Here is a 23066-nt window from a genome sequence, read left to right on the forward strand (position 1 = left end):
GATGTTGGCCGAGGTGCTGATCTTCGTGCCGTCGATCGCGCGCTTCCGCGAGGATTTCCTTCTGAACCGGCTAGAACGCGCCCAGATCGCCTCGCTGGCGCTGCTGGCCGACGACATGCTGGCCGAAGAGCTAGAGGCCGAGCTTCTAGCCAATGCCGGGGTCTACAACGTGGTGCTGCGCCGGGACGAGGTGCGCCAGCTGATGCTGTCCTCGCCCATTCCCGGCGACGTGTCCAAGACCTTTGATCTGCGCGAGGCGGGGCCGTGGGTTCTGATCCGCGATGCGATGCTGCGGCTGTTCACCCCCGAAAACGAGATCATCCGCGTGATCGGCCAGCCGGTCCGAGACGCCGGCCTGCTGATCGAGGTCACGATGGATACGGCGCCCCTGCGGATGGCGATGATCGATTACGGTCTGCGTATCCTCGGCCTGTCCTTCGTCATCTCGATCATCACCGCGTTTTTCCTGTTTCTGGCTGTGCGGGTGGTCCTTGTTCGCCCGATCAAGGGCGTGGTGGGCTACATGCAGCGCTATGCGCGTGCGCCCGAAGACGCGCGCGGGATCATTTCGCCCCAGTCAAAGGTGACCGAACTGCGCGAGGCCGAGGAAGCCCTGCAGATGTTGCAGACCGACCTGACCCAGGCCCTGAAACAGCGCGAGAGGCTTGCGCAACTTGGTGGTGCGGTGGCCAAGGTCAGCCACGATCTTCGCAACATCCTGACCTCGGCCCAGCTGTTTACCGACCGGCTCGAGTCCAGCGAAGACCCGTTGGTGCGTCGCATGGCGCCCAAGCTGGTCAACTCGATCACCCGCGCCGTTTCCCTGTGTGAAAGCACGCTGGCCTTCGGCCGCGCCGAAGAGCCGGCGCCGACGCTGACCATGGTGCGCCTGCGCAACGTGGCGGCGGATGTGGTCGGCAGCGAGGCGCTGGCCGTAGACGACGCGCGTATCGAGATTCGTAACGAAGTTCCCGAAGACATGGTCATTCGCGCTGACCCCGAACAGATGTTCCGGGTTCTGATGAACCTCGTACGCAACGCCCGACAGGCGCTGGTGGCGTCAGGGCAGCCGGGCCGGATCACCGTGTCCGCGCGCGAGGACGACGACGCCTGGCTCATAGACATCGAAGACACCGGTCCGGGACTGCCGCTCCGCGCGCAGGAGAATCTGTTCACGCCATTTCAGGGCGGCGTGCGCAAGGGCGGGTCGGGGCTGGGGCTGGCGATTTCGCAGGAATTGGTGCGCGGACATGGCGGCGAACTGGTGCTGAGCCGCACCGGACCCGATGGCACGGCCTTTGAAATAAGGCTTCCGCGCGGCGATGCGGGTTTTTGAAATATTTTTGAAGAATCGGGTTGCACGTCTCGGGCGGCGGGTCTAAATAGCGCCTCACCAACGCGGACCGATAGCTCAGCTGGATAGAGTACTTGACTACGAATCAAGGGGTCGGGGGTTCGAATCCTCCTCGGTCCGCCACTTGGTAAAATCCAGCCGGTGACTTTCAAGAGATACTTTGCAAGTCGGAGACTGTCTTGCTCCCCCAAGACAATCTGGAAGGTGCCGACACTCCCGGCCGCAATGCACTTTAAATGCGCGGTGTGACCCTGCCGTGCGGCGGAAGCAATACAAAGAGTGATGGACTGGCATCGGATTTCTTCGCGGTATCCAAAACGCCGGTCGGTGCGGCCTTCTGGCAGACGGGAGGCGGCCCTTCGGGGTTCTGGAAGAACCGGCCTGCCGCGCGGCGTTGCATCTGGACTGGGGCAGGTGAATAGCCGTTTGATTTGACCCGTCACTTTGCAAGAGCTCACATCCTCGTGGGGGGCACTTCTGCTGCAAGTCGTTCGGGCTGAGCGGCGCAGACTCCGGTTCCCAGTACATGGAACTGGCGCCGAAGCGCCGCGAATTCGACGGGTAACGTGGCTGTAAACCGGCCGAAGATTTCCTTCCGGTGGCCTGCATGACGGCGCGTACCGTTTAGCAGCGTTTACGAGATCTAATCAGGGCGAGCGGCAATTCGGGCGGCGACATCAAGATGTTTTTATGTTGAACTGGGCAACCAGTGCTGCTTGCCCCTCTTTCTGGGCGAAAGAAAAAAATTTTTGTGTTTGCGGGAGGAAAATGATGTTTGGAACAACACGAAATTTGATCGCAGCGACCGCCACGTGTGCGGTTGCGTTTGTCATCGGGGCAGATTCGGCCCGGGCCCAGCAAGGCGATTGGTCCTATCAGGCGACGATCTACCTGTTCATGCCGGAAACCAAGACCGGCCTCGACACGCCCGCAGGAGGCGTAGAGGGCACGTTGAGCTTCTCGGACGCGCTGAGCAACTTGGATCTGGCCTTCATGGGTACATTTTCCGCGACCAACGGGCGCTGGACCCTGTTGGCGGACTACAACTACACGGACCTGTCGTTCGGAACCGATACGCCCGGACCGATTTTCTCGGGTCTCGACACCTCGGCAACAACACAATTCCTCAGCGCCTATCTGGGCTATCGGGTCTACGAGGATCCGACCGTTCAACTGGATCTGGCGGGTGGTCTGCGCTGGTTCAGTACTGAAACTACCTTCACGCTTCGGCCCGGTTCCGCGCCGGGTGGTACAAGTTCGGTCGACAATAGTTGGACCGATGCGGTGATTGCAGCGCGGGCGCGTTTCGTCCTGTCCGAACGGTGGACCGGCACCGCCTTTTTCGATTATGGCGGCTTTCAGAGTGACAGCGAAACCTGGCAGGTGCTGCTGACGGCGGATTATGCTTTGAACGAAAGGTGGCTGATCCGGGGTGGCTATCGCTACATTTCCTTTGATCACGTCCTGAACGGCAACGACTTCACGTTCAGCCAATCTGGGCCAGTGATCGGGGCGACTTACCGTTTCTGACGACTTTTCAGGGTCTTTAGGTGGTCATCTGGCCCCAAGGCAAGTTTCTCAGACTTGTGCTGCCTCACTGTGATACTCTGTGAGTCGAGCCTGCGGCAAAGACCGGTCGCACAAAACGGAAATGGGGGGACCAGATGTTTAGAGTGACCGCGATACTCGCCGGATTGATAGCCTTGCCAACCTCGGGTTTTGCGGATGCCGTTCCCAGCAAGGAGGCTGCCGAAGGCACTTTCGCCGAAGCACCGTTTTCGCCTTATGCAAATCGTACTTTTCCCGAACGTCCGTTGTGGGGCGATACACATCTGCACACGTCCTTGTCATTGGACGCCGGCGCTTTCGGCAATACGCTCGGTCCGGATGAGGCGTGGCGATTTGCGAAGGGCGAGCAGGTAATCTCTTCGACAGGTCAGCCGGTGCGCCTTGCGCGGCCTCTCGACTGGATGGTTCTGACCGATCACACCGACTTGATGGGGTTTGCGCCTGACCTGCAGGCGGGCAAGCCGGGTGTGCTGGCTGATCCGAAGGGGTTGCAATGGTACCAGGGCTACAAGGCTGGCGGGGAAGAGGCCGCCAAGGCCGCCTTTGATATCATTACCAATTTTTCGCAAATGACCCTGCCCGAGGTGCTGCTGGAATCCTACAGCCCCGGCGCCGATGCATTTGCCTTTACATGGGAGCAGATCGTTCTGGCCGCCGAACGGCACAACGACCCCGGCAATTTCACCGCTTTCATTGGGTTCGAATGGACTTCGGTACCCAAGGGGTTCAACCTGCACCGCAACGTCATGCTGCGGGACGGGCCGATCCGAGCGCTGCAGGTGGTGCCACCGGTCACACAACCGCCCTACGGGGATACGGATCCCAAGGCGCTCTATGCTTGGTTGGAAGACTATCAGGCCCGGACCGGCGGACGGGCTTTGGCCTTTGCGCATAATGGCAATCTGTCCAACGGCTGGATGTTTCCGACCGAAGACACCTATCACGGTGGCAAGGTCGACGAAGAATACGTCAAGAACCGTGCCAAGTGGGAGCCGCACTACGAGGTGACGCAGATTAAGGGCGACGGAGAGGCGCATCCCTTTCTCAGCCCGGATGATGAATTCGCCGACTACGAGAATTGGGATGTGGGCAATCTGGATATTACGCAACTGAAAACCGACGACATGTTGGCCGGCGAATACGCGCGCGAGGCGCTGAAACGCGGATTGATGCTCGAAGAGAAATTCGGCGTAAACCCCTACAAGTTCGGAATGGGCGGCGCCACCGACAGCCATACTTCGCTGACCACAGCGGAGGAGGAAAACTATTTCGGAAAATCCGTCAGTGCCGAACCATCGCCGACCCGTGTGCTGCACCCCTTCGTCGAAAGCGAGTTGGGCGCGTTCGAAGGGCATACGCTGGTGGCCTCGGGCTACACGGCGGTCTGGGCGTCGGACAACACGCGCTCGGCCATTTTCGACGCGTTCAAGCGGCGCGAAACCTATGCCACGACCGGGCCTCGGATCGGGCTGCGGTTCTTTGGCGGATGGGATTTTGTCGAGGACGATTTGCTGACGCGTCTGGTGGCCGATGTAGGCTATACCAAGGGCGTACCCATGGGCAGTGATCTCCGCCCGCGCGAGGGTGAGGGTGCACCGACCTTCCTGATCGGGGCATTGCGCGATCCGATCGGCGCCAACTTGGACCGTGTCCAGGTGGTCAAGGGCTGGTTGGACGCCGAGGGTGAGATGCAGGAAAAGGTGTTCGACGTTGTTTGGTCAGGGGATCGAGAGCCGGACGCAAATGGCAAACTGCCCCCGGTCGGAAATACGGTCGATCTGGACACCGCAAGCTGGACCAACACGATCGGCGCGTCCGAGCTGGTGACCGTCTGGACCGATCCCGAATTCGATCCGGCAGCCCGGGCTTTCTACTATGTCCGGGTATTGGAAATCCCGACCCCACGCTGGGTTCTGTACGACAAGCTGCGCTTTGACCTTGAGCTTCCCGAGGAAGCGCAGCTGGTGCATCAGGAGCGCGCCTATTCGTCGCCGCTCTGGTACACACCGGAGGGATGACCGGTTGTCGAAAGTGTTTCAGCCGGGCGGATGACAACGCCCGGTTTTTTTTGTCATGATGGGCGAGTGGGCTTTGCCCCGGTGTCGTGGCCACTTTTCCGCGAAAGCTTTTCGAGAGTACAGGTAATTTTATGCGTTTTCTGAAAGAACCACTGGCACATTTCCTGCTGATTGGAGTGGCAATCTTCGCGTGGTTCAACTGGATATCCCCACCGTCCGAGGAGCAGGCTCAGCAGCAAGCAATCGTTGTTGACGACAATGATGTATCGATGTTGGCAAGCCGGTTCAGCGCCAGTTGGAATCGTGCGCCCACCCCAGAAGAATTGCGGCGGCTGGTGGATGGCTTGGTACGCGAAGAAATATTGGTGCGCGAGGCTCGCGAACTTGGTCTGGACCGGGGCGATCCAGTCATTCGGGCGCGGCTTGCTCAGAAGATGGAATTCCTGACCCGCTCGATTGCGTCGTCTGTCGTGCCCGAAGATGCGGAACTTGCGGCGTATCTGCAAGACAATCCAGATAGATTCCGAACGCCCTCGAAATTCGCCTTTGAACAAGTCTTCTTGGGCGAGACCCCCGGCAGCGCCGATGTTGAGGCGGCTCAATCGGCTCTTGCGGTGGGCAATGACCCTATGCAGGTGGGGCTGCCCACGCTGTTGCCAAAGACGGTGCCGCTGTCGTCGGCGCGCGCAATCGATAGCACGTTTGGGCGCGGCTTTTCCGAGATCCTGGCGACGTTGCCCAGCGGAGCATGGGCCGGACCGGTGGTGTCGGGCTATGGCCAGCACTTGGTGAGGGTCAATGCAGTGGAGCCGGGCATACTGCCGCCGCTGGATGACGTTCGTGACATGGTGATTCAAGATTGGCGCAGACAAACCTCCGAGGAACTGGCCGAAGCACAATACCAGAGCCTGGCTGCAGGTTATGAGATCTCGCTGCCCGCGTGGGAGCCGCAAGAATGACGCGGATCCTCGCAGCGCTTTCCACCTTTTGGTTGATGCTGGCGGCCGGGCAAAGCCAAGCCCATGCCTTGGATCCCGGTTTCCTCGATCTGCGGCAGTTGACGGAAAACACGTGGCAGGTTCTGTGGAGGCTGCCGGATGTGAACGGGCGGCCGATGGCAATCGAGGCGGTCTTGCCAAAGATTTGTACGCCGCAATCAGGACCCGCGCCGCAGAACGATGGGGCTGCGTGGGTTTCGGTCTGGGTGGCGCAATGCCAAGGGCCGATCGCGGATCAACCGATCGCGATTGATGGGCTTGAGTTGCAACGCAACGACGTATTGCTGCGGATGCAGCCATTGGCTGCAGAAGCGGTAACGCTGCGTTTCACCCCAGACAATACCAAGCTGACGATCCCGGCCGATCCGTCAACCTGGGCGGTTTTCGCCAGCTATTTTCAATTGGGGTTCGAACACATTCTCGAAGGTTGGGATCACCTGTTGTTCGTGTTTGCCCTGATCGTTCTGGTGCGCGATCCTTGGCGGCTTGTCGGGGCGATTACGGCGTTTACGGTCGCACATTCAATCACCTTGGCCTTGGCCACACTTGGCTTGCTGCAAGTGCCGGGTCCTCCGGTCGAAGCGGTGATCGCCTTGTCCATCGTGTTTCTTGCCGTTGAGATATTGCGGCACAAGGACGGGCAGTTGCGACTGTCCGAGCAATATCCGTGGATTGTCTGCTTCAGTTTCGGTTTGTTGCACGGTTTGGGGTTTGCCGGGGCCCTGTCCGAGATCGGTTTGCCTGCAGGTGACATTCCAGCCGCGTTGCTAGCCTTCAATATCGGGGTCGAAGCCGGCCAATTGGCATTTGTCGCCGTCGTCGCGCTTGGCTTGGCGGTGCTGCGTGTTCTGGGTGCTTTCCAATCCCGTGGCGCACTCGACTGGGCGACGACGGTAACCGGATATGGAATTGGAACCGTTTCGATGTATTGGCTGATCGAGCGGGTCAGTGGTTTCTGACCCCGACCCGTCAAAACCGATAGAAACGTCGGGCCGTGCGCCCGAACACATCCGCCTGCATCTCAGCCGGAATCAGCGAACGGTGGCGAGACACCAGTTCCGCATAGTCCGAGGACAGGCTGTCTACAGGGAAGTTGGACCCGAACATGCAGCGGGCGGGGCCGAACTGGTTCAGGCACTCCTGAACGATCGGGCGGACGGAGTCTGCCGTCCAACCGTGGTCGAACATGCCCAGACCGGACAGTTTGCACGACACATGCGGCAGCGCGGACAGCGACCGAATGGATCTGGACCAGGATTTGACCCCGCCCTCTGTTCTATCATGTGGCGAGCCGGCATGACACAGGGCAACCGACGTTTCGGGCGCGCGCTCCAGAACGCGGGCGGCTTGCTCCATCAGCTCGGGCAGCAGTTGCAGATCAAATGAAAGACCGCGCGCGCCCAGTTCCTGCAGGCCGGCCAGAAAACGTGGGTCGTCCAGCAGGGCATTGGTGCCGGATGCCATGTCCTCTTCGGGTGCGCGGCCGACGATCTGGCGCACGCCCCGCAACGAGGGCAGGGTTTGCAGCCTGTCCAGCCGGTGACCCAGGTCCGGGGCAGTCAGATCGCAGAAAGCCACTTGGACCAACGGCCAGTCGGGTGTCTGATCGGCAACCGACTGCACCCAAGCGGCCTCGGCCCAAGGGTCCGCCGCGCCCACCTGAATGTGGACGGACGCAGAAAACCCCTGCGCCGCGGCGTCTGCGCGGAATTCGTCCAGAAGATAGTCGCGTTGGATCGCTGATGGGTCACCGAAAAACCGCACACCGCCGGTCTCCATCAGCCAAGGATAGTGCACCGCCTTCAGGTTCCACAAATGGTGATGTGCGTCGATCATCATGGCGTGGCAGTCCTTAGCGTGCGCGACAGGATGTCGACCCCTTGCTGGTTCCAGAAATGCAGCAGGTCGATGAAAATCCAGTTTTCGGCCAGCTTGTCGCCCGCGCGCCGATAGATGTCGATGACCCGAAACTCACCCGGTTTGCCGGTTGCGGGCATGCCCATGAAGCCGCCTGTCGGAACGGCGGTGAAGTTGGGCCATCCGAAGAACCCGCCATAATGCCCCTCGGCCATGCGGCAGATGTGTCGCGTTTTGGACCGCTCGGCGAAACCGGCGCGGAACGGGCCCGAGTGCTGCTTGGCATAGCGCGGGATGGTGTAGGTGGCTCCGATCCCCTCGGGACCCCACCACAGCATGTCGTCATGCCAGGTGCGTGCCAGTTCCTCCTCCAGCGTCAGGCCGCTGTTCCACTGGCCCAGGTCCGAAATCATCGCGTTGATCAGCGCCAGTGTCTTTTGGCCTTCGGCTGCGGGCTGGTCGTCGATCAAAAGCCCGTCATGGGTTCTGGGGCCGGGCTGCACGAGGTGTGCCGCGGTTTGTGGAGGAAAGGGGTTCAGCCCGGCCTGCACCATGAGGTGGGGAATGTCGAAATACATGGCCGTTTCGGTGATTTTTCCATCTGCGACCCTGTAAAAGGCGCAGTACCGCAGAAAGGCCAGCTTGCCGGTGGGCGGAATGCCCAGCCACGGCGCGTCGAACAGGCCCATCAGATGCCCCATCGACACGACCCAGACATCATCGGATTGGGTCAGCGAGTTTCGGCCGGCAAAGAAGATGTCCATCCGGTTCTGCATGCGCTTCAGGCCGTGCTTGATCGGTTGCCAGAACGTCTCGGCCACGGCCTTTGCGCCGACGATTTTATGGAAGGGGTGAAAGCCGCGCCACAGCAGATCGGGTGCGCAGAATTGTTCGGTGACCTGGCCGACGCCGGCGGCATCCGTGTCATCCAGCGCGTCGTGGAATGCCAAAATCAGTTTTTTCTGGTCCTGAAAACTCACGGTTTTTCCGTTTCCTGGCAGAGGGTTGCGATTTAGGTCAGGAGTGTGTGAATCACCTGCTTCGGACAGTTTTGCATACGTTTGCAAAATTGTCTTGCCAGAATTGATGTGGCTGGATTACTCTTTTGCAAACGTATGCAAAACGATTCCTTCCCGGGAGGCACCATGGCGGAAATTCAACTGCGCAACGTCGGCAAGCGCTGGGGGTCGTTCGTGGGGGTCCACAATTTCGACCTGACCATCGCCGACCGCGAATTCCTTGTGCTGTTGGGGCCGTCCGGATGCGGCAAGACCACCACGATGCGCATGATCGCGGGGCTCGAGGACGTGACCGAGGGCGAGATCCTGATCGACGGCAAGGTGGTCAACGATCTGGAACCCAAGGACCGCGACGTGGCGATGGTGTTCCAGAGCTATGCCCTGTACCCCAACATGAACGTCTATGAAAACATCCGCTTTCCGCTGAAGGTTCGCGGCATCGACCCCGCGACCCATGACGAGAAAGTGCGCCGCGCCAGCGCGATGGTCGAATTGGACGACTTTCTGCATCGCAAACCGGCCGAGCTGTCGGGCGGTCAGCGCCAGCGGGTCGCTCTGGCCCGCGCGATCGTGCGCGAACCGAACGTGTTCCTGATGGATGAGCCGCTGTCGAACCTGGATGCCAAGCTGCGGGTATCGACGCGGGCGCAGATCAAGAACCTCAGCCACGAACTGGCCGTTACCACGATCTACGTCACCCACGATCAGATCGAGGCGATGACCCTGGCCGACCGTGTCGTGGTGATGAAGAAGGGGATCGTGCAACAGGTCGGCAGCCCGACCGACATCTATGATCGCCCCGCCAACACCTTCGTGGCCAGCTTCATCGGCTCACCCGCCATGAACCTGATCGAGGGCCGCGTCGAAGATGGCGTGTTCCGCGCGCAGCACGTGGACATCCCCGGAATAGATGCCCCCGACGGGCCGCTGACGCTGGGGTTCCGGGCCGAGGACGCCGCTCTTGCTTCAGAGCAGGGTCAGATCACGGCCCCGATCTATACGCTCGAGCTTTTGGGCGACGCCACGATGATCTCGGTCCGGGTCGGCGGCGCGCTGGTCTCGGTCAAGGCCGACAAGTCTTTCCGCGCCGAGATCGGCGATTCCGTCTCGTTCTCGGTGCCAAGCGAAATCTGTCATCTCTTCGAAGCTGGAAGCGGTGCGCGGATCGGGGATTGACCCCGCAACAGCCCGCAAGGGCAAACCACCGGTCCGGACGTCGACGACGGACCGATCCTGACAGGGAGAAACGCATGAAACTCAAGACACTCATACTGGCCGGCGCGATGTCGGTGGCCTCGGGCGCCGCTTGGGCCGCCTGTTCGTTCGAAAACACCGTTCCGCTTAAATCGCTTTCGGCCGGGTTCGAGGCCTGGAAGGCCGCCACCGACGCCATGGCCGAATGCGGCAATTTCAGCGCCTCGCTGGATCAGGAATTCCGCGAGAAGCAACCCGAAGCCTTTGCGGCCAACCCGGCGCTGTACCAGATCGGCGGCGTGTCGAACGCCACGCTGGTGCCGCTGCTGAACGCGGGCACCATTCGTCCGCTGGATGGTCTGGTCGCCAAATACGGCCAGGACCTGCTGCCGAACCAGCTGATCAAGGTGGACGGCCAGACCATGGCCATCGCCATGATGGTGAACGCCCAGCACCTGATGTACCGCAGCGACATTCTGGCCGATCTGGGCATTGCCGAGCCCAAGACCTATGCCGACGTGCTGGCCGCGGCGGAAAAGATCAAGGAAGCCGGCGTGGTCGAGTATCCGCTGGGCGGCACGTTCAAGACCGGCTGGAACCTGGGTCAGGAATTCGTGAACATGTATCTGGGCGAGGGCGGCGAGTTCTTTGCCGAAGGCAACATGCCCGCGATCAACAACGAACAGGGGGTTCGCGCGCTGGAAACGCTCAAGGCGATGACGGCATATATGGACCCGGAATACCTGGTCTCGGATTCGACATACGTTCAGCAGCAGTTCCAGCAGGGCAAGATCGCCATGGCCAACCTGTGGGCCAGCCGCGCGGCCGCAATGAACGACGAGGCCGAAAGCCAAGTGGTCGGCAAGGTGACGATGGCGGCGGCTCCGTTGGGGTCGGCGGCTCCGGCGACCACGATCTGGTGGGACGGCATGGTTCTGGCCAAGAACATGAGCGATGAGGAAGCCGACGCCGCCTTCCGCGTGATGATGGAAGGCATCGACGCGGAAATGGTGCAGGCCAACAATGACGTCGCAGTCTGGCTGAACCCGGCCTACACGCCCGGTGAACTGGCCGCGGGTGCTGCCGCGTCGGCCGAAGCAGGCGCCAAGCCCTACCCGGCGTCGGGCCCGATGGGCATCATGCACACCGCGCTGGGCAATGGACTGGCCGACTATCTGACCGGTGCCAAGGACGCCCAGACCACCCTGGCCGACATCGAAGCCGACTATCTGACCGCTGCAAAAGAAGCCGGCCTGGTCAGCAACTGATCCGCACGCGGGAGGGGGCCGACCTCCTCCCGCATCTTCCGCCACCGAGAACCATGAGAAAGGCAGAGCCATGAATTTCCGGACATTTGCCGCCTTTGTCGGCCCCTCTGTCTTTATGATGCTTCTCTTCATCGCGTTCCCGCTGGTCAGCGTGTTCAAGCAGAGTTTCTATGTCACCCAGCCCATCTACGAGACGGTCGAGGTCGAGACCTGCACGCCCGGCTTCCTGACGCAGACCTGCGTGACTGAAGAAAAGTCCATTCCGAAACTTGATGAACACGGCGAGATCATCACGCAGACCCAGTTTGTCGGGCTGGAAAGCTATCGCAACGTGCTGGAGCCCGAACGGGCCTGGCGCGCGATCAGCGAAGGCAGCTGGAGCGTGCTGTCCACCATCAATTTCTGGAAGGCGCTGCGCTTTACGCTGACCTTCACGTTGATCACCCTGCCGCTGGTGATCGGGTTCGGTTTGGCCATCGCCATCGTCATCAACAACGCCGCGCAGGCGATCCGGGGGCCGGTGATCTTCGTGTCGCTCCTGCCTTTTATCATCACGCCGGTCATCGGTGCCCTGTCGATCAACTGGCTGTTTCGCGGTGACGGCATCCTGACGGCCATGCTGGAATGGTGGCTGAACCGCGACATCGCCCTGTTTGCGCAGGCCTGGACGATCGAGTTGCTGATGATGCTGTACCGCGTCTGGCATGTCGCGCCCTTTGCCGCGATCGTGTTCTATGCCGGTCTTCAGACCGTGAACCAGGACAGCCTTGAAAGCGCAGTTATCGACGGCGCAAGCCGCTGGCAGCGCCTGAAATACATCGTCATCCCGCACCTGATGCCGCTGATCATCTTCGTGTCGATGATTCATCTGATGGACGCATACCGGGTGTTCGAAGAAATCGTCGGCTTCTCGAGCCAAGGCTACGTCATCTCGCTGCAATGGCTGACCTATGACTTCCTCGTGCCGGATCAGGCGGGCAACCGTTCGATCAGCCGGGCCTCGGCCAGCGCCATGCTGACCATGGTCGGAATCGTCATCCTTCTCATCGCACCGCTGCGCCGGACATGGCGCGACCATAAGGGAGGCCACTGACATGTCCTCAAGCGCGCTTCGCCAACCGCTCGGTCTGCGGCTGACATCGAATTTCTTCCTGGCCTTCTGGTGCCTGGTGGCGGCCTTCCCGATCTTCTGGATCACGGTGATGAGCTTCAAATCGCCGGTGGACGCATTCGACGGCAATGCGCTGAACGTGATCTTCGGTCCGGCTACGCTCGAGACCGGAAAGGGGATCTCGATCCTCGATATCCTGATGGGCATCGCAGTGCTGTGGGCCACCGCGCGCCTGGCCACCAAGACCCTGCCCGAAATGGTGAAGTCCTACACGCGGCCAGGGCAGGCCTGGTTCGGCTGGATCATCGGCGGGCTGGTTCTGGTGCTGGGTTTTCTGCTGGTGTTCTTCATTGTTCTGCCGGCCGTTCTGAACGTGCTGAACCCACTGTTCGGCCCGCTGGGGCGCGACGTGTTGGGCCTGACGACCGAGCACTACAAGACCGTCTGGATCGACCGCGGCTTTTCCAACAACTTCAAGAACTCGCTGATCGTTACCGCGGGCGTCGTGACCGTGTCGCTGACAGTGGGCACGCTGGCGGGCTATGGGCTGGCGCGGTCCGGCTCGACGCTTGCGTTCTGGATCCTGATCGTCGCGTTGGTGTTCCGCGCGCTGCCGCACTCGGTTCTGGTGGCGGGCTATTTGCCGGTCTTCATCAACTCGGCCGAATGGCTGCGCCCGATCCTGGGGGAAAACGCGCCCACGCTATATGGCAAGCCCTTTGCCGTGATCGCGGTTCTGGTGGCGATCAACCAGCCCTTTACCATCTGGATGCTGCGGTCGTTCTTCCAGAACATCCCGGCCGAGCTGGACGAAGCCGCGCGCGTGGATGGCTGCAACCATTTCCAGGCCTTCCGTCGTGTGATCATGCCTGTGATGTGGCCGGGCGTCATCACTACCGGGCTGTTCAGCTTCCTGCTGGCCTACAACGACTTTCTGGTGACCTCGCTGCTGCTGGACGCGCAGAACCAGACCATGGTTCCTGCCATCGCCGGCATGTTCAACCGCGAAACCACCACCACCGACCAGGTCGTCGCCGTGGCCGCCGCCGTGTCGATCACCGCGCCGCTCTTCTTCCTGGTCATGATCTTCCAGCGCCAGATCGTCAGCGGACTGACCGCCGGCGCGGTCAAGGGCTGATGAGCCGCCGGTTCCGCCATAACGCCCTGACGCGCCACCCGGCGCTAAACAGGTTGCCAAGGGATTTTCCCGGGTTTGGGGGCATGCTCCCCCGATCCCCAATCCCTGACAATCTGACAAGGACAAGACGATGAAAGGTTCCCGACCTGAACAAGCGGTTCTGACCCGCGACACCGACCTGACCAAGACCGAAGACACGCGCCGCGTGATCGAAGCCATGGTCGACGGCCTGAATGACCACCGCATCAACGACATTGGCGAGTTCTTCGCCGAAGGGTTCCGCTGGATGGGCAACCAAGGCTGCGGCACGAAGAACGGTCTGCAAGAGTTTCAGGACAACTGGCAGCGCCCCTTCCAGGCCGCGTTTTCCGACAAGGTCTGCATCGACGAGGCGCGGCTCTACATGGGCGAATGGGCCGCGGCCTTTGGTCGGCAGGAGGCGACCCATTCGGGTGAATTTCTGGGCATCCCGCCCACCGGCAAGCGGGTCGAGATCCGCTACATGGATTTCTGGAAAGTGGTCGACGGCAAGATCGTCGACAATTGGGTGAACGTCGACTTCGCCCATGTCGCCGCGCAGCTGGGCGTCGACCTCTTCCAGGGCCACGGCTGGGAAGCATATGACCGGGGCGAGAAAACTCCGCCCCGTCCCGACAACTGAGGATCAAGACAATGGCAATCGAGTATCTCAAACGCGGCAAGTCCGACGCAGACCGGGCCGAGGATGACGCCAAGACCCGCGCAGTGGTCGAGGCGACCCTGAAGGATATCGAAACCCGTGGCGACGCCGCCGTACGCGAGCTGAGCGAGAAGTTCGACAACTATTCGCCCGCCTCGTTCCGCCTGTCGCAACAGGAGATCGACGACCTGATCGCTCAGCTGTCAGACCGTGAGCTGGCCGACATCAAGTTCGCGCAGGAGCAGGTGATGAACTTTGCCCGCGCGCAACGCGCCTCGATGACCGATATCGAGGTCGAGACCCTGCCGGGCGTGATCCTGGGCCACAAGAACATCCCCGTGCAGTCGGTCGGGTGCTATGTGCCCGGCGGCAAGTTCCCGATGGTGGCTTCGGCTCATATGTCAGTGGCCACGGCCAGCGTTGCGGGTGTGCCGCGCATCATCGCCTGCACCCCTCCGTTCCAGGGCAAGCCGAATCCGGCGGTGATCGCCGCCATGCATCTGGGCGGCGCGCACGAGATCTATGTCATGGGCGGTATTCAGGCGATCGGCGCGATGGCGCTGGGTACCGAAACGATCGACCCGGTGCACATGCTGGTCGGCCCCGGCAACGCCTTCGTGGCCGAGGCCAAGCGCCAGCTGTTCGGCCGCGTCGGCATCGACCTGTTCGCCGGCCCGACCGAGACCATGGTGATCGCCGATGAAACCGTCGATGCCGAGATCTGCGCCACTGACCTGCTGGGGCAGGCCGAACACGGCTACAACTCGCCCGCGGTTCTGGTCACCAACTCGCGCAAGCTGGCCGAGGAGACGCTGTCCGAGATCGACCGCCTGCTGGGCATCCTGCCGACGGCTGACACCGCGCGGGTCAGCTGGCAGGATTATGGCGAGGTGATCCTGTGCGACAGCTATAACGAGATGCTGCGGGTCGCCGACGAGATCGCCTCGGAGCATGTACAGGTGATGACCGACCGCGATGACTGGTTCCTGGACAACATGACCTGCTATGGCGCGCTGTTCCTGGGGCCGCGTACCAACGTGTCGAACGGTGACAAGGTGATCGGTACCAACCACACTCTGCCGACCAAGAAGGCCGGGCGTTATACCGGCGGTTTGTGGGTGGGCAAATTCCTGAAGACCCACAGCTATCAGAAGATCCTGACCGACGAGGCGGCAACCCTGATCGGCGAGTACGGCTCGCGCCTGTGTCTGCTGGAAGGCTTCGTGGGCCATGCCGAACAATGTAACGTACGGGTGCGCCGCTATGGCGGCATCAACGTGCCGTATGGCGCACCGGCCCCATACCGGGATGCCGCCGAATGAGTGACAAGCATACGCAGCACAAGGCGCTGATCGCGCCGCTTCGGGCGGCGATGTATGATTTCGACGAAGCCGGCGTGCGGGACGCGCTGGCGCAGGTGACCGCGCCTGACGCTCTGTTCCGCCTGTGCCATCCTTTCGGTGACAGCACCGGCAGCGAGGCGTTCTACGATCTGGCCTTCAAGGGCCTGCTGGATGCCTGGCCGGACCTCGAACGGCGCGACTATATCGTGCTGGCCGGACCGGACGAGTTCGGCGCCGACTGGGTCGGCTGCGGCGGCTACTATACCGGAACCTTCACCGGTCCATGGCTGGACATCCCGCCCACCGGCCATCAGGTGACCATGCGGTTTCACGAGTTCTACCGGTTCGAGAACGGCCGGATCGTCGAAATGCAGGCCCTGTGGGACATCCCCGAGGTAATGATGCAGGCCCGCGCATGGCCGATGGCGCCCAGCCTGGGACGCGAATGGCATGTGCCCGGCCCGGCCACGCAGGACGGTCTGGTGCCGGGGCCCTACGACGCCGACAAGGGCCGCGCCACCTGCCAGCACATCATCGACATGCTGGAACATCTGAAAAAGCACCCCTCGCAGGGAGGGCCCGAGGTGATGGAGATGGAGCGGTTCTGGCATCCGCGCATGAACTGGTACGGGCCTTCGGGCATCGGCACCGGGCGCGGCTATGCCGGGTTCCGTAATTGGCACCAGATCCCGTTCCTGAACGGAATGCCGGATCGCGGGCAATATGTCGACGACATCACCTATCATTTCTTCGGCGATGGCGACTATGCGGCAGTGACGGGCTGGCCCAACATGATCCAGACCGTCACCCATGACGGGTGGATGGGCATCGCGCCTTCGGGCAAGCGGATCACCATGCGCAGCCTCGATTTCTGGCGGCTGGAGAACGGACGGATCCGCGAAAACTGGGTTCTGGTCGATCTTCTGGACGCCTATGCGCAGCTTGGCGTTGACGTCTTTGCCCGCCTGCGGGAATTCAACAAGGCCCGGAACCTGGGCCGCATTGAAACCCCGGATGGAATGAGCTGATGACCCAACTGCCCCGCACCCCTTCGTTCTCGCTGAGCGGCAAGACTGCGTTGGTCACCGGCGCATCTTCGGGCATCGGATTGGGGTGCGCTGTCGCCCTGGCCGAGGCCGGCGCGCATGTGGTCTGCGCCGCGCGCGGGGCCGAGCGGCTGAACGAAGCGGTGTCCGCCCTGCAGGCGCAGGGCTGGTCGGCCGAGGGGCGGGTGCTGGATCAGAGCGACCTGACCGCGTTGCAGGCGCTGTTCGCCGCGCAAGCCTTTGACGTGGTGGTGAACTCGGCCGGGACCGCGCGGCACGGGCCAGCCGTCGAAACCACGCCCGAGGATTTCGACGCGGTCACGAGTGTCAATCTGCGCTCGGCCTATTTCCTTTCGGCCTATGCCGCCAAGGCGCTGATGGCGGCCGGGCGGCCTGGTTCGATCATCCATATCTCCAGTCAGATGGGCCATGTCGGCGGCATCGACCGGGCGCTGTATTGCGCGACCAAGCACGGGCTGGAAGGCATGGTCAAGGCGATGGCGATCGAATGGGGCAAGCAGGGCGTCCGCATCAACACGGTCTGCCCGACCTTCATCCGAACCCCGCTGACGCAATCGACCTTCGACAACCCCGAACGCGCGGCCTGGATCATGGACAAGATCAAGCTGAACCGCGTAGGCGAGGTCGAGGACATCATGGGCGCGGTTCTCTATCTTGCGTCCGACGCCTCGGGGCTGGTCACCGGCACGTCGATGCTGATCGACGGCGGATGGACGGCGGACTGATGGCTGACAAGGTCACATCGCTTCAGGTCGCGCAACTGGCCGGCGTCAGCCAGTCGGCGGTCAGCCGGGTGTTCACGCCCGGCGCTTCGGTCAGCAAGAAGACCGAGGAAAAGGTGCGCAAGGCGGCGGCCGAACTGGGCTATCGTCCCAACGTGCTGGCCCGGGCGATGGTGTCGGGCAAAAGCCGGATCATCGGCCTGGTGGTCGGCTACCTGGACAACTACTTCTATCCCGAGGCGTTGGAGAAACTGTCGAACCGCCTGCAAGAGCATGGCTATCACGTGCTGATCTTCATGGCCTCGCGCTCGGCCGGAAACATCGACGACGTGATGGAAGAGATCCTCGATTATCAGGTGGACGGGGTCATTCTGGCCTCGGTGCCGATGTCGTCGGATATCGCCACCCGCTGCCAGCAGGCGGGCGTTCCGGTGGTGCTGTTCAACCGCAGCCAGGATATCGAGGGCATCACCACCGTGACCTCGGACAACTATGCCGGCGGCCGCAAGGTGGCCGAGTTTCTACTGGCGGGCGGGCACCAGCGCATCGCCTACATCGCGGGCTGGCAGGGTGCTTCGACCCAGCGCGACCGCGAGGCGGGATTCCGCGCCGCGCTGGCCGCCGCCGGCCAAAGCCTGTTTGCCCATGACACTGGCGATTTCCACACCGAAAACGCCCGGCAAGCCGCCCGCCGCATGTTCGACGTGGCGCCCGAGGCGCGCCCGGATGCCGTGTTCGTGGCCAATGACCACATGGCGCTGGCGGTGATGGACGTAATCCGGTTCGAACTGGGCCTGCGCATCCCCGAGGATGTCTCGGTCATCGGCTACGACGATGTGCCGCCCGCTGGCTGGCCGGCCTACAACCTGACCACGATCCGTCAGCGCGCCAACCTGATGGTGGCCGAAACGGTGACCGCTTTGCTTGATCACATTGAAAACCCAAAGGACGCCGCCCCCCGCAAGGTTGCCATCGACGGACCTCTCGTCGTGCGGACCTCGGCGCGGCTGCCCAAGGGTTGGACCCCCAAAAGGACTGACTCATGAAAGGCTTCGATCCCAAGTTCAAGGATTTCCCTGACTATATCATCGGCATCACCAAGGAGATCTGGGAAGACCGCGGCATCGCCACGCTGCACGACTATTACAGCCCCGACATCGTGGTGCGGTCGCCCGCCTCAGTGGTGCTGGGCAACCAGAACGTCATCGGCGCTACGATGGCGACCCTGGCCGAGTTTCCAGACCGGCAGCTGCTGGGCGAGGACGTTATCTGGTCGGGCACGCCCGAGGACGGCATGCTGAGCTCGCACCGGATCATCTCGACCGCCACGCATCTGGGCGACGGGGTCTATGGCAAGGCCACGGGGACCAAGCTGCGCTATCGGATTCTGGCCGACTGCCACGCGATCGACAACCAGATCAACGATGAATGGCTGATCCGCGATCAGGGCGCGATCGTGCGCCAGATGGGTTGGGACCCCAAGGAATACGCTGCCGACCTCATCGCGCGCGAGGGCGGGCCGCAGAACTGCGTCAAACCCCTGTCGCCCGACACCGACCAGCCAGGCCCTTACACGGGCAGTGGCAACGACAACGAGTGGGGCCAGCGCTATGCCGACATCCTGACCCGGATCATGGGCGCCGACATGGGCGTGATCGGGGCCGAATACGACCGCGCGGTGCAGTCCGAATATGTCGGCGGCCTGACGGGGCACGGCTGGGATGCGGTGGACCGGTTCTGGATGGGGCTGCGCGCCAGTTTCCCCAATGCGGAGTTCCGCATCGAGCACCAGATCGGCCGCGACGATCCCAACATGCCGCCCCGTGCCGCGATCCGCTGGAGCCTGTGGGGCAAGCATGACGGCTGGGGCGTGTTCGGCGCGCCGACCGGGGCGCAGGTCTATGTGCTGGGCATCAGCCATGCCGAATTTGGCGCGTTGATTTCCGGCCAGCCCAAGCTGCGCCGCGAATACACGCTGTTCGATGAAACCGCCGTGTGGAAGCAGATCCTGCTGCAGACGGGCGAGGCCTGATGCTCAGACCGTGGCCATACCGGCTGAACCACAGCCAGGCTGCGCGGCGGTTCCATGCCCATCGCGCCTCGCTGCGAGCGCGGCGTCTGAACCTGCGGCCACCGGGTTGAACGGGGTCTCTTCCCATCGTTCAACCCAATCACAGGAGCCCAAAAATGACTCAGCTTGAAACCCGTATCGTCCGCTATGGCGAACTAAAGCCCTGCAAAACCGCCTTCATCGACGCCCACACGCCCGGCTCGGATCAGAAGGAAAATTTCACCATAATCGGCGGCGGCGTCTCGGAAAGCCCCGATCAGCATGTCCACATCCGCGACACGCCCGGCTTCAACATCGGCGCCGCGGGCCAGCCGCCCAAATGCCGCAACTCGCTGCACAGCCATACCACCGCCGAGGTGTTCTTTGTCCTCAAGGGGCGGTGGCGCTTCTTCTGGGGCCGCTGGGGCGACGCCGGCGAAGTCGTGCTGGAGGAAGGCGACATCTTCAACATTCCCACCGGTATCTTCCGCGGCTTTGAAAATATCGGCACAGATTACGGGATGATCATGGCCATCCTGGGGGGCGACGATGCCGGCGGCGGCGTAACCTGGGCGCCGCAGGTCATTCAGGACGCCTCGGCCCATGGTCTGGTGCTGGGCGAAAACGGGGTGCTGTACGACACCAAGAAGGGCGAAAACCTGCCCGACGGTGTCGAACCCATGCCTTTGTTGACCGAGGAGCAACTCAAGGCCTTCCCCGAGGTTCCGGTGCAGAACGTGGTGCGCGACTATGTGGCCCGCTACTGGGACCTGATGGCGCTGGCCGCCAAGGCACCGGCCAGGGTGATCGGCCCCGATGCCTTACTGAAGGACCGCCCCGGTTTCGAGGTCGAATTCCTGACCCGTGGTTCGTTGGGGGCAGGGAAGGTCACGCCCGAGAAGCACACCGTACTGATGCCAGTGCGCGGCCACTGGCTGCTGTGCACCGACCAGGCCGAGGCGATCCTGAACCCCGGCGACACCTGCCTGCTGAACCCAGGCGAGGCCTATACGCTCGAGCCTTCGATGACCGGCGAGGCCAGCCTGTATCGCGTAGTGGCCACCGATGATCCGGCCGGCGCAACCTGGACCGGCCAGTAACGAAAGGAGAGCCCGCATGACACGGATACTGACAACCCATGTGGGCTCGTTGCCCCGCACGCAGGAGGTGGTGGATTTCATCTTCGCCCGCGAACGGGGCGAACCCTATGATGCCGCCGCCTTCGATGCCTGCATGACCCGGGCCGTTTCCGAAACGGTGCGCAAGCAGGTCGAGGCGGGGGTAGATATCGTCAGCGACGGCGAGACCTCCAAGATCTCGTACGCGACCTATGTCAAGGATCGCTACACCGGCTTTTCCGGGGACAGCCCGCGCAACGCGCCCGCCGACCTGAAGATGTTCCCCAGCTTTCTGCAACGGCTGGCGGATGAGGGCGGCACCCCGCAATACGCCCGTCCGCAATGCACGGGCGAGGTGCGGTCCAAGGGGCAGGATGAGCTGAACAAGGACATCGCCAACCTGAAATCGGCCATGGCGCAGCACGGGGTCGAGCGTGGGTTCATGAACGCAGCCTCGCCGGGCGTGATCTCGCTGTTCCTGCAGAACGCGCATTACCCCACGCGCGAGGCATATCTGGCCGCGCTGGCCGATGCGATGAAGGACGAATACGAAACCATCGTGGCTGCCGGGCTAGATCTGCAGCTCGATTGCCCCGACCTGGCCCTGTCGCGCCACATGCTGTTCACCGACCTGTCGGATGATGAGTTCGTCAAGGTCGCCAACCTGCATGTCGAAGCGCTAAACCACGCCCTGCAGAACGTACCACAGGACCGCGTGCGCGTGCATATCTGCTGGGGCAACTACGAAGGCCCGCATTGCTGCGACATCGCCATGGACAAGGTGTTCTCGACGCTGATGGCGACCAGGTCACGCTATGTCCTGTTCGAAACCTCGAACCCGCGCCACGCCCATGAATGGACCGTGTTCCGTGACCGCAGGGCCGAGATCCCCGACGACAAGATCCTGGTGCCGGGGGTCGTGGACACCACCACCAATTTTGTCGAACACCCCGAACTGGTCGCGCAGCGGATCCGCCGCTTCACCGAGGTCGTGGGCGCCGACCGCGTGATCGCCGGCAGCGATTGCGGGTTCGGCACCTTCGCCGGGTTCGGGGCCGTCGATCCGCAGATCGCCTATGCCAAACTGGCCGCCCTGGCCGAGGGGGCGGCGCTGGTCAAATGACCCCGCTGGTTTTGCTGCCCGGCATGATGTGCGACGCGCGCCTGTTCGCCCCGCAGATCGCGGCGCTGTCGGGCACAACCCCGCTGATCAGCGTGCCGCTGACGGATCATGACAGTGTTGAGGCGCTGGCCGCCGATGTGCTGGCCTGCGCCCCCGGCCGGTTTGCGCTGGCCGGCCTGTCCATGGGCGGCATCGTCGCGATGGAGGTCCTGCGTCAGGCGCCGGACCGGGTCGCGCGGTTGGCGCTGCTCGACACCAACCCGCTGGCCGAACGGCCCGAAGTCAAGGCCCGTCGAATCCCCCAGATGGCGGCGGTCGAACGGGGCGAGCTGTGGCGCGTGATGCGCGACGAGATGAAGCCGAACTATTTGGCCGATGGCCCGCGTCAGGGCGCGATTCTCGATCTGTGCATGGCCATGGCGATGGATCTTGGCCCGGATGTCTTTCTGCGCCAGTCCCGCGCCCTGATGGATCGCCCGGTTCAGACCGAGACGCTGCGGTCTTTCGTAGGACCGTCGCTGGTTCTGTGCGGGCGGCAGGACGGGTTATGCCCGGTCGAGCGGCACGAGCTGATGCACGGTCTGCTGCCCAACGGCACGCTGTCGGTGATCGAGGGCGCGGGGCATCTGCCGACGCTCGAGCAACCCGACGAAACAACGGCGGCCCTGCGCCGCTGGCTGGAGGAATGATGACACCGTCCCTTTTGACCCTGCTGCGCCAGGTCGACACCCCCACCGTCTGCAACGCGATCGAGTTCGCACAGGGCAAGCGCGGCTTTGACGGGTTCACGCGCGGCACCATGGTGTGTTCGGCCCCGACCGAGCCGCCGGTCGTGGGCTTTGCCCGCACCGCAAAAATCGCCGCGGTGCATCCGCCGACCGAGGCGCCCGAGGTCATCCGCCAGCGCCGGATGGCCTATTATGAGTACATGGCAGCGGCCCCGTCGCCTGCGGTCGCGGTGATCGAAGACCTCGACTTTCCCGATTGCATCGGCGCCTATTGGGGCGAGATCAACACCACGGTCCACAAAGGGTTCGGCCTGTCAGGAGCGTTGACCAACGGCGTTATGCGCGATCTGGGTGACTTGCCGGCGGGCTTTCCAGTGATTGCGGGATCGATTGGCCCCAGCCATGGCTTTGTCCACGTCCGCGAGATCGACACGCCGGTTTCCATTTTCGGCCTGACGATCCGGCCCGGCGACTTGGTGCATGCGGATCGTCACGGCGCGGTGGTCGTGCCCGCCGAAGTCATCGACCGGCTGGAGGACGCCATCGGGCGCTTGATTCAAACCGAACGCATCGTTCTGGATGCAGCCTGCCAACCGGGCTTCGATTTCGAAGCCTTTCAGCAGGCGTGGGCCGCGTTCGAAAAGTCGCGGGTCTGAAACCAACCGCCCGCGGCGGACCATGGCCCGCCGGGTTCTGCCGATATTCTGACG

General features: G+C 62.5%; 21 protein-coding genes and 1 tRNA gene. 20 read left to right on the plus strand and 2 right to left on the minus strand.

Translation table 11 applies throughout. From position 1 onward, the window contains the following. The first annotated feature begins 1 nt into the window (after position 1). From AC2FME_RS14725 to AC2FME_RS14750, 6 genes are all read left to right on the plus strand, one after another. On the plus strand, positions 2 to 1336 hold the full coding sequence (locus tag AC2FME_RS14725) for a sensor histidine kinase (RefSeq protein ID WP_496686955.1): 1335 nt from the start codon (positions 2 to 4) through the stop codon (positions 1334 to 1336). 64 nt (positions 1337 to 1400) lie between these two features. Continuing rightward, positions 1401 to 1477: transfer RNA gene (locus AC2FME_RS14730), tRNA-Arg, on the plus strand. A 648-nt stretch (positions 1478 to 2125) separates the two neighbouring features. Beyond that, on the plus strand, positions 2126 to 2884 hold the full coding sequence (locus AC2FME_RS14735) for a porin family protein (protein WP_496679139.1): 759 nt from the start codon (positions 2126 to 2128) through the stop codon (positions 2882 to 2884). Between the two features lie 134 nt (positions 2885 to 3018). After that, positions 3019 to 4941 carry a DUF3604 domain-containing protein gene (locus AC2FME_RS14740; RefSeq protein WP_496800809.1) on the plus strand — a complete coding sequence of 641 codons (1923 nt, stop codon included), beginning with the start codon at positions 3019 to 3021 and terminating at the stop codon, positions 4939 to 4941. A 131-nt stretch (positions 4942 to 5072) separates the two neighbouring features. Continuing rightward, positions 5073 to 5900, plus strand: coding sequence for a peptidyl-prolyl cis-trans isomerase (locus AC2FME_RS14745; protein WP_496800810.1), 828 nt, complete (start codon positions 5073 to 5075; stop codon positions 5898 to 5900). After that, complete coding sequence (locus tag AC2FME_RS14750) at positions 5897 to 6898, plus strand: HupE/UreJ family protein (protein WP_496800811.1); 1002 nt, start codon at positions 5897 to 5899, stop codon at positions 6896 to 6898. Before AC2FME_RS14745 ends, AC2FME_RS14750 begins: the two co-directional genes overlap by 4 nt. 10 nt (positions 6899 to 6908) lie before the next feature. On the opposite strand, the gene AC2FME_RS14755 is transcribed toward AC2FME_RS14750, so the two are convergent. Both AC2FME_RS14755 and AC2FME_RS14760 read right to left on the minus strand, forming a co-directional pair. Continuing rightward, complete coding sequence (locus AC2FME_RS14755; RefSeq protein ID WP_496800812.1) at positions 6909 to 7778, minus strand: amidohydrolase family protein; 870 nt, start codon at positions 7776 to 7778, stop codon at positions 6909 to 6911. Next, the gene (locus AC2FME_RS14760) at positions 7775 to 8776 is read right to left on the minus strand and encodes a nuclear transport factor 2 family protein (RefSeq protein ID WP_496800813.1); all 1002 of its coding nucleotides are present in this window, start codon (positions 8774 to 8776) and stop codon (positions 7775 to 7777) included. The genes AC2FME_RS14755 and AC2FME_RS14760 overlap by 4 nt, the downstream gene beginning before the upstream one ends. 165 nt (positions 8777 to 8941) lie before the next feature. On the opposite strand from AC2FME_RS14760, the gene AC2FME_RS14765 reads away from it, so the two are divergent. From AC2FME_RS14765 to AC2FME_RS14830, 14 genes are all read left to right on the plus strand, one after another. Further along, positions 8942 to 9991, plus strand: coding sequence for an ABC transporter ATP-binding protein (locus AC2FME_RS14765; protein WP_496679129.1), 1050 nt, complete (start codon positions 8942 to 8944; stop codon positions 9989 to 9991). A 74-nt stretch (positions 9992 to 10065) separates the two neighbouring features. Continuing rightward, positions 10066 to 11277: an ABC transporter substrate-binding protein gene (locus AC2FME_RS14770; protein WP_496800814.1), complete on the plus strand. Its 1212-nt coding sequence runs from the start codon at positions 10066 to 10068 to the stop codon at positions 11275 to 11277. A 118-nt stretch (positions 11278 to 11395) separates the two neighbouring features. Next, positions 11396 to 12370, plus strand: coding sequence for a carbohydrate ABC transporter permease (locus tag AC2FME_RS14775; protein WP_496742872.1), 975 nt, complete (start codon positions 11396 to 11398; stop codon positions 12368 to 12370). Position 12371: 1 nt separating this feature from the next. Next, the gene (locus AC2FME_RS14780) at positions 12372 to 13526 is read left to right on the plus strand and encodes a carbohydrate ABC transporter permease (protein ID WP_496686717.1); all 1155 of its coding nucleotides are present in this window, start codon (positions 12372 to 12374) and stop codon (positions 13524 to 13526) included. A gap of 130 nt (positions 13527 to 13656) precedes the next feature. Further along, positions 13657 to 14187 carry an ester cyclase gene (locus AC2FME_RS14785; protein WP_496800815.1) on the plus strand — a complete coding sequence of 177 codons (531 nt, stop codon included), beginning with the start codon at positions 13657 to 13659 and terminating at the stop codon, positions 14185 to 14187. 11 nt (positions 14188 to 14198) lie between these two features. Then, positions 14199 to 15527 (plus strand): histidinol dehydrogenase, encoded by a 1329-nt coding sequence (gene hisD / locus AC2FME_RS14790; protein ID WP_496800816.1) that lies wholly within the window; start codon positions 14199 to 14201, stop codon positions 15525 to 15527. Continuing rightward, complete coding sequence (locus tag AC2FME_RS14795) at positions 15524 to 16576, plus strand: ester cyclase (RefSeq protein ID WP_496800817.1); 1053 nt, start codon at positions 15524 to 15526, stop codon at positions 16574 to 16576. The genes hisD and AC2FME_RS14795 overlap by 4 nt, the downstream gene beginning before the upstream one ends. Beyond that, complete coding sequence (locus AC2FME_RS14800) at positions 16576 to 17340, plus strand: SDR family NAD(P)-dependent oxidoreductase (protein WP_496686721.1); 765 nt, start codon at positions 16576 to 16578, stop codon at positions 17338 to 17340. Before AC2FME_RS14795 ends, AC2FME_RS14800 begins: the two co-directional genes overlap by 1 nt. After that, a complete protein-coding gene (locus AC2FME_RS14805; RefSeq protein ID WP_496679113.1) occupies positions 17340 to 18383 on the plus strand; it encodes a LacI family DNA-binding transcriptional regulator in 1044 nt (347 codons plus the stop codon). Before AC2FME_RS14800 ends, AC2FME_RS14805 begins: the two co-directional genes overlap by 1 nt. After that, a complete protein-coding gene (locus AC2FME_RS14810) occupies positions 18380 to 19369 on the plus strand; it encodes a nuclear transport factor 2 family protein (RefSeq protein ID WP_496800818.1) in 990 nt (329 codons plus the stop codon). Before AC2FME_RS14805 ends, AC2FME_RS14810 begins: the two co-directional genes overlap by 4 nt. Before the next feature lie 155 nt (positions 19370 to 19524). Next, positions 19525 to 20487: a cupin domain-containing protein gene (locus AC2FME_RS14815; RefSeq protein WP_496800819.1), complete on the plus strand. Its 963-nt coding sequence runs from the start codon at positions 19525 to 19527 to the stop codon at positions 20485 to 20487. A 16-nt stretch (positions 20488 to 20503) separates the two neighbouring features. After that, positions 20504 to 21628: a cobalamin-independent methionine synthase II family protein gene (locus tag AC2FME_RS14820; RefSeq protein ID WP_496686725.1), complete on the plus strand. Its 1125-nt coding sequence runs from the start codon at positions 20504 to 20506 to the stop codon at positions 21626 to 21628. Beyond that, entirely contained in the window at positions 21625 to 22317 is a 693-nt protein-coding gene (locus AC2FME_RS14825; RefSeq protein WP_496800820.1) for an alpha/beta fold hydrolase, read from the plus strand. Before AC2FME_RS14820 ends, AC2FME_RS14825 begins: the two co-directional genes overlap by 4 nt. Next, on the plus strand, positions 22317 to 23012 hold the full coding sequence (locus AC2FME_RS14830; RefSeq protein ID WP_496800821.1) for an RraA family protein: 696 nt from the start codon (positions 22317 to 22319) through the stop codon (positions 23010 to 23012). Before AC2FME_RS14825 ends, AC2FME_RS14830 begins: the two co-directional genes overlap by 1 nt. Positions 23013 to 23066: the final 54 nt, after the last annotated feature.

This window comes from Ruegeria sp. BHSC026 (assembly GCF_059613065.1).